The 6,318-nt window shown below is 68.3% G+C and carries 7 protein-coding genes; 2 read left to right on the plus strand and 5 right to left on the minus strand.

Annotated elements, in window-relative coordinates; all coding sequences use genetic code 11:
* From GOARA_RS01245 to GOARA_RS01265, 5 genes are all read right to left on the minus strand, one after another.
* Positions 1-712, minus strand: a 712-nt coding sequence (locus tag GOARA_RS01245; RefSeq protein ID WP_007320458.1) for a phosphatidylserine decarboxylase, incomplete at its 3' end; no start/stop codon positions are given.
* 2 nt (positions 713-714) lie between these two features.
* The gene (locus GOARA_RS01250) at positions 715-1,188 is read right to left on the minus strand and encodes an SRPBCC family protein (protein ID WP_007320459.1); all 474 of its coding nucleotides are present in this window, start codon (positions 1,186-1,188) and stop codon (positions 715-717) included.
* A gap of 77 nt (positions 1,189-1,265) precedes the next feature.
* Positions 1,266-1,691 carry a DUF350 domain-containing protein gene (locus tag GOARA_RS01255; protein WP_007320460.1) on the minus strand — a complete coding sequence of 142 codons (426 nt, stop codon included), beginning with the start codon at positions 1,689-1,691 and terminating at the stop codon, positions 1,266-1,268.
* A gap of 4 nt (positions 1,692-1,695) precedes the next feature.
* On the minus strand, positions 1,696-2,823 hold the full coding sequence (locus GOARA_RS01260) for an acyl-CoA dehydrogenase family protein (protein ID WP_007320461.1): 1,128 nt from the start codon (positions 2,821-2,823) through the stop codon (positions 1,696-1,698).
* A 13-nt stretch (positions 2,824-2,836) separates the two neighbouring features.
* The gene (locus tag GOARA_RS01265; protein ID WP_007320462.1) at positions 2,837-4,036 is read right to left on the minus strand and encodes an acyl-CoA dehydrogenase family protein; all 1,200 of its coding nucleotides are present in this window, start codon (positions 4,034-4,036) and stop codon (positions 2,837-2,839) included.
* Between the two features lie 80 nt (positions 4,037-4,116).
* On the opposite strand from GOARA_RS01265, the gene GOARA_RS01270 reads away from it, so the two are divergent.
* Positions 4,117-5,526 carry an amidase gene (locus GOARA_RS01270; RefSeq protein WP_007320463.1) on the plus strand — a complete coding sequence of 470 codons (1,410 nt, stop codon included), beginning with the start codon at positions 4,117-4,119 and terminating at the stop codon, positions 5,524-5,526.
* 116 nt (positions 5,527-5,642) lie between these two features.
* Complete coding sequence (locus GOARA_RS01275) at positions 5,643-5,987, plus strand: SRPBCC domain-containing protein (protein ID WP_245548326.1); 345 nt, start codon at positions 5,643-5,645, stop codon at positions 5,985-5,987.
* The last annotated feature ends 331 nt before the right edge of the window (positions 5,988-6,318 follow it).

The following is a 6,318-nucleotide window of genomic DNA, read 5'->3' on the forward strand; positions in this document are numbered from 1 at the left end:
ACGGCAGGACCGCCAGCGGTGTCTCGGCCCCGACGGTGCGCTGGCCGACCAGAACCGTCGGGGTCGTGCCCGCGGGGAAGTAGACGTCGACGCGCGAGCCGAAGCGGATGAGTCCGTAGGTGTCGCCGATGGACAGGCGCTGACCGACGGCGCTGTCGTTGACGATGCGCCGGGCGATCAGCCCTGCGATCTGCACGACGCCGACATCAGCGCCGGAGTCGGTGCGGATCGTCATCGAGGTGCGCTCGTTGCGGCTGCTGGCGTCCGGCAGGTCGGCCGAGAGGAATTCGCCCGGCGTGTGCTGAAGCGCGGTCACCGTGCCGGAGATCGGCACGCGCTGCACGTGTACGTCGAAGACCGAGAGGAAGGTCGAGACGCGGGGCAGCTCCGCGGTTCCCAAGCCGAGCTCGGCGGGTGGGACCGCGGTGTCGACGAGGGCCACCTCGCCGTCGGCGGCGGCGACCACCACGCCGGGCTGCGCCGGCGGAACGCGGCTCGGATGGCGGAAGAAGGCGGCGCACGCCGCCGAGAGGGCCCACGCGGGGCGCGAGATCCATTTGCGGCGGCGACCCAGCAGCGCCACGGCGGCGGGCGCGGCGACGAAAGGGATGCCGGCGGGGTGCAGCGGCGGGATCGTCTGCTTGGCGAGATCGCCGAGGTGGGCGAGTCCCGTCGACGGCGGATGGTCCGGGGAATGCGGGCGTCTGGCCACGGCTACGAGGTCGCGGCTTCGGCAGCGCGCTTGATCTTGCCGAGGGATTCGGCCATGCCTTCGCGCAGTTCCGCCTCGAAGCCGTCGCGGCCCCCCATGAAGGCGTTCACCAGGGTGCTCGATATCGCGGTGACCTGTCCGCCCGGTGCGTCACGGCGTTCGGTGAGGACGACGCCGTCGCCCTTGGGGGTGATCTCGTAGGTCCACACGGTGTGGTTGTCGGCGACGCGCCAGGCGATGGCCTTGTTCGGCTCGAACCGGACGATCTTGGACCTCGTCGGCCAGACCAGGGGGCCGCGGCGGTTGACGTTGATCGTGCGGGTGCCGACGCCGACCGGGTTGCCGCGGATGAACATCTTGCGGCACTGCGGGCTCCATTCGCCCATGCGCCGCAGATCGGACACGATCGACCACACGGTCTCGGGGCTCGCGGCGATCTCCGTCGAGGCTTCCATCAGCTCCGTTGCCTCTGCCATGACTCAACTCCTTCGTCACCCGCCGAGTCTGCGTGGCTCCGGCGGTATCGGTTTGCCGGTCACCCTACTGGGAACGGTTAGAGCGTCGCACCCATGGATACGCCCAGCGTCACGAAGACGACGATGTTCACCCACACGACCGCGGTGTTGCCGCTCATCAGCAGCTCGCCCAGTCGTCCCGGCGTCAGCCAGTCGATCAGTACGAAGGAGAAGCACATGACGGCGATGGCGACGAGTGAGTAGAGGGCGGCGAAGAGCAGTCCCTGCCAGAGCTGGTCGGTCATGAACCCGGCGCGGGCGCTGGCCGCGTAGACCACGCCGAGCGAGATGAGGAAGCCCGACGTGAGCAGCACTGCGTTCTGATTGCTCTCGCGCCACAGCAGGTCGCGCAGGCGGCCGGGCGTCACCACGTCGAGTGCGAAGTACCCGACGAGCAGAACGATGATGCCCAGCAGGCCGTACGCGGAGATCCCGGCGAGGTTGTCCAGGAAGAGACTCTTCATGCGCTCACCCTATCGACACCATGTCCCATTTGGTGATCGAGTTGGCGAGGTGGGACAGATGGGTTTCGGCATCGCCGAGCGTGTGCGAGATCGCGGTGAGGCGGCTGACGTAGTGACCGACCGGGTACTCGACGGTCATCCCGATGCCGCCGTGCATCTGAATGGCCTCCTGGCCGATCTGGCGAGCCGAACGGCAGATCTGCAGTTTCGCGCGGGAGGCGATGGTCTCGTCGACCGTGCCCTCGTCGAGGCTCGCGGTGGCGTAGCGGCTGAGGCTGCGGGCCAATTCGAGCAGGACGTACATGTCTGCGGCCCGGTGGGTCAGCGCCTCGAAGGTGGAGAGGGTGACGCCGAACTGTTTGCGGGTCTTCAGGTATTCGACGGTGAGCTCGAGAGCGCGTTCCATCGCGCCGACCGCCTCGGCGCACAGGGCCGTCTGCGTCGTGACGTCGACGGCGCGGATGGCGTCTGCCGCGTCGCCCGACCCGAGCCGGGCGGCCGGTGCCGCGTCGAACTCGATTTGCGCGCCGCGACGGCGGTCGTGGGTGCGGAACGGTGTGCGCGTGACCCCCGATGCGTCGGCGTCGACGATGTACAGGCCGAGTTCGCCGCCGGAATCGCGGGCCGAGACCACGAGCTTGTCCGCGCTGTCACCGGCGAGCACGGTCGTCTTGGTGCCGCTCAGCGTCACCGAGTCGCCGGAACCGGAGGCGGTGGTGGCGACGGCCGCGGCCGGCCAACGATCGCCGGCCTCGGTGTGCGCGAAAGCCATCAGCAGTTCACCGGAGGCGAGGCCGCCGAGAAGTTCCGAGCGGGTGTCGCCGTCGGCCGTCGCCGAGATCAACGCGGCCGGCACCACGACGCCGTTGAGGTACGGCTCCGGCGCGAGGCTGCGGCCGATCTCGCCGAGCACCGCGGCCAACTCGACCGGCCCCGCGCCCATGCCGCCGTCCTCCTCGTCGATGGTCAGGCCGAGGATGCCGACGTCGGCCAGCGACTTCCACACCTTCGGGTCCCAGCCGCGCTCGGTGTCGGTCACCGTGCGCAGCGTTTCGATGTCGTAGGCCTTGGTCAGCACTTCGCGAACGGTGTCGCGCAGCATGATCTGTTCGTCGTTGAATTCGAAGTCCATGGTTCTTGTGCTCCTAGAGGCCGAGGACGGCTTTGTCGATGATCTGGCGCTGGACTTCCGAGCTGCCGCTGTAGATGGAGACCTTGCGGTAGTTGAGGTAGGTCGGCACGGTGCGCTGCGCCCAGGACGGTGCGGCGATGTCGGCCGAACCGTTCGCCGCGTCCGGGTCGGGCGGTGCCACCGCCAGCGATTCCGGCCCGGCGATGTCGGCGAGGATCTCGGTCGCCGCCTGCTGGAGCTCGCTGCCGCGCAGCTTGAGCAGGCTCGACGCGGGGTTCGGCTTGCCGTCCGCGGAAGAGGCGACGACGCGCAGCTGGGTGAGTTCGAGGGCGAGGAGTTCGTTCTCGAGTTCGGCGAGGCGCGCCGCGAACAGCGGGTCGTCGAGCAGCGTGCCGGTGGCGGTCTTGGTCTCGGCGGCGAGCTTCTTGGCGCGGGAGAGGGCGACCTTCGTGTTGCCGACGCGGGCGACGCCGGTGCGCTCGTTGCCGAGGAGGAACTTGGCGTAGGACCAGCCGGCGTTCTCCTCGCCGACGAGCTGGTCGGCGGGGACCCGGACGTCGTTGAAGAAGACCTCGTTGACCTCGTAGCCGCCGTCGATCAGCTGGATCGGCCGGACCTCGATGCCCGGGGTGTTCATCTCGATCAGCAGGAAGCTGATGCCCTGCTGGCGTTTGGGGGCGTCGGGGTTGGTGCGGACGAGGGCGAAGATCCAGTCGGCGTATTGGCCGAGGGTGGTCCACGTCTTCTGGCCGTTGACGACCCATTCGTCGCCGTCGCGCACCGCGCGGGTCTTCAGCGAGGCGAGGTCGGACCCGGCCTCCGGTTCCGAGAAGCCCTGGCACCACCAGATCCCGCAGTTCGCGGTCGGGGGCAGGAAGCGTTCCTTCTGGGCCTGGGAGCCGAACTCGGCGATCACCGGGCCGACCATCGCCGAGTTGAACGGCAGCGGGTCGGGTACCGACGCCAGGGCCAACTCCTCGCGCCAGATGTGGTGCTGGATGGGCGTCCAGTCCTGGCCGCCCCATTCGGTCGGCCAGTTCGGGACGCACAGGCCGGCGTCGTCGAGGATCTGCATCGTGGTGACGATGTCGTCCGGGTACTTCAGTTCGCCGTTGGCGGCGCGCTCCCGGATCTCGGCGGGAATCTTAGTGGTGAAGAACGTTCGCATCTCATCGCGGAAGGCGACTTCGTCGGCGGAGAGTTTCAGCTGCATGGTTCTTTGATACTCCGGTTGCGGTCGGCAGTGTGGTGAACACCTCGATCGTAGGCACAGGCCGTGTAGCGTCGGCAGCCATGACGAAAGTGCATGCGTTTACCGGCGATTGCCTGGGGGAACTGGACGCCGTCGGTGTCGCGACGGCGATTCGCACGGGGGAGTTTTCGGCCGAAGAGGCGGCGCTGGCCGCGCTGGCCCGGATCGACGCGGTCGAGCCGCAGTTGAACGCGGTGGCGTTCGACGACCGGGAACACGGCCTCGCCCGGGCTGCCGCCGGCGACTTCCCGGACGGTTCGCTGCGCGGCGTGCCGTCGATGATCAAGAACAACACGATCGTCGACGGGATACCGACGATGCACGGGTCGGCGGCGGTGCCGCCGACGCCGGCGACGACGAACGAGAAATTCACCGACCAGTTGCTCGCGTCCGGCGTCAACATCCTCGGCGCGACCACGCTGCCGGCGTTCGGGTTGACCGCGACGACCGAGTTCGTCGACCGGCCGCCCACGCGCAACCCGTGGAACACGGAGTATTCGGCCGGCGCGTCGTCGGGCGGCGCGGCCGCACTCGTGGCGGCGGGTGCGCTCCCGATCGCGCACGCAAACGACGGCGGCGGATCGATCCGGATTCCGGCCGCCGCGTGCGGACTCGTCGGACTGAAGCCCAGTCGTGATCGGGTGCTGGCGTCCGCCGAAGGCGAATCGCTGCCGATCGACCTGATCTCCAACGGCGTCGTCTCGCGGTCGGTGCGCGACACGGCTCATTTCATCGCAGACACGCAGCGGTACGCGCCGGCCAAGGGCATGCCGGACCTGGGCTTGGTGGAGGGGCCGAGTGGTCGTCGGCTGCGGATCGCGCTGATCGCCGAGCCGATCACCGGCGGGTTGCTGGACCCGGAGACTTCGGTCGCGCTGGAAGCGGTGGCCGAGGTGCTGGCGGCGCAGGGTCACATGATCGACCGCGTCCCCCTGCCGGTCGAGCGCAGCTACGTGCGGCAGTTCACGGACTACTGGTCGCTGCTCGCGTTTAGCCTCGACCATTTCGGGAAGCGGCTGATCGACAAGGGTTTCGACCGGTCGAAGCTCGACCCGTTCACCGTCGGGTTGTCGAAGCAGTTCCTACGGCGATTCTGGGCCACCCCCGGCGTCCTATTGGGCTTGCGGAAGTCGACGAAGCAGTTCCGGGCGTTGTTCGACCAGTTCGACGTGGTGTACTCGCCGACGCTGGGGCACACGACCCCGAAGATCGGGTTCCTCGACCCGGGCGGCGATTTCGACGAGGTCTTTGAGCGACTAGTGCAGTACGTGACGTTCACCCCCGCGAACAACACTTCGGGCACCCCGGCGATCAGTCTGCCGCTCGCGCAGACCAAGGACGGTTTGCCGATCGGTCTGCATTTCGCCGCCGACGTCGGGCAGGAGCAGACGCTGCTCGAACTCGCGTACCAGCTTGAGGCGGAGCGTCCGTTCGCGCGCATCCAGGACTAGTGCCCGTGCCGGGAGCCAGGTGATCATATGGGCCGAAGCGACGTGGCGTCGCTGGTCGTCGACGCCGATTCGGCGAAGGTCTTTGCGGCACTTGTCGATCCGGTCGCGTTGACGTGGTGGTTGCCGCCGACCGGGATGACTGGTCGCTTCGATCGCTACGACGCGCGCCGGGAGGTGGTAAGTCGGGTAGCGATGCCGACGTCGTCGAGGCGCGCTTCGCCGAGATCGCGCCCGGCGAACGGGTGGTCCAGGCCGTCGACTTCGACTCCGACGACCCGGCCTTCGGCGGCACGATGACGATGACGTGGAGTGTGACTCCCGTCGGCGCCGGGACGCGCGTCGAGTTCCGTGCCGACGACGTGCCGTCGGGAATCTCGCGGCGCGACCACGAAGCCGGCATGGCCTCGTCGCTCGCCAACCTCGCCGCCTATCTGGCGCAGGAGACGGGCCCGGCGCAATAGAGCCTGGGGAGGTCGGGCCGGCCGCACTGGTTGTGCGGCCGGCCTGACCTGTCTCCCGACGGTTTCCTGTATGGGGTTCTCAAACAACGTGTGCGGTCCTCACGGGTGAGGTGCAGGTCTTGGGTTTGGTTGTTGGGTTGGGGTGATCTCGATACGCCCGAGTCGCTGCGCTCCTCGGGCACTCGATCACCTAATAGGGCCGGGTGGCTTGCTTGGGTGGTCGAGTGGATCCCGAGCGTGCGAGGGGTTGTATCGAGACCCTGGCGGGTGGGTTGGGGTGGTTGTTGGGTGGTCGAGTGGCCGTGACGGAGGAGCGGGTGTATCGAGACCA

Origin of the sequence: Gordonia araii NBRC 100433 (assembly GCF_000241265.1) — a bacterium.
GTDB lineage: Bacteria > Actinomycetota > Actinomycetes > Mycobacteriales > Mycobacteriaceae > Gordonia > Gordonia araii.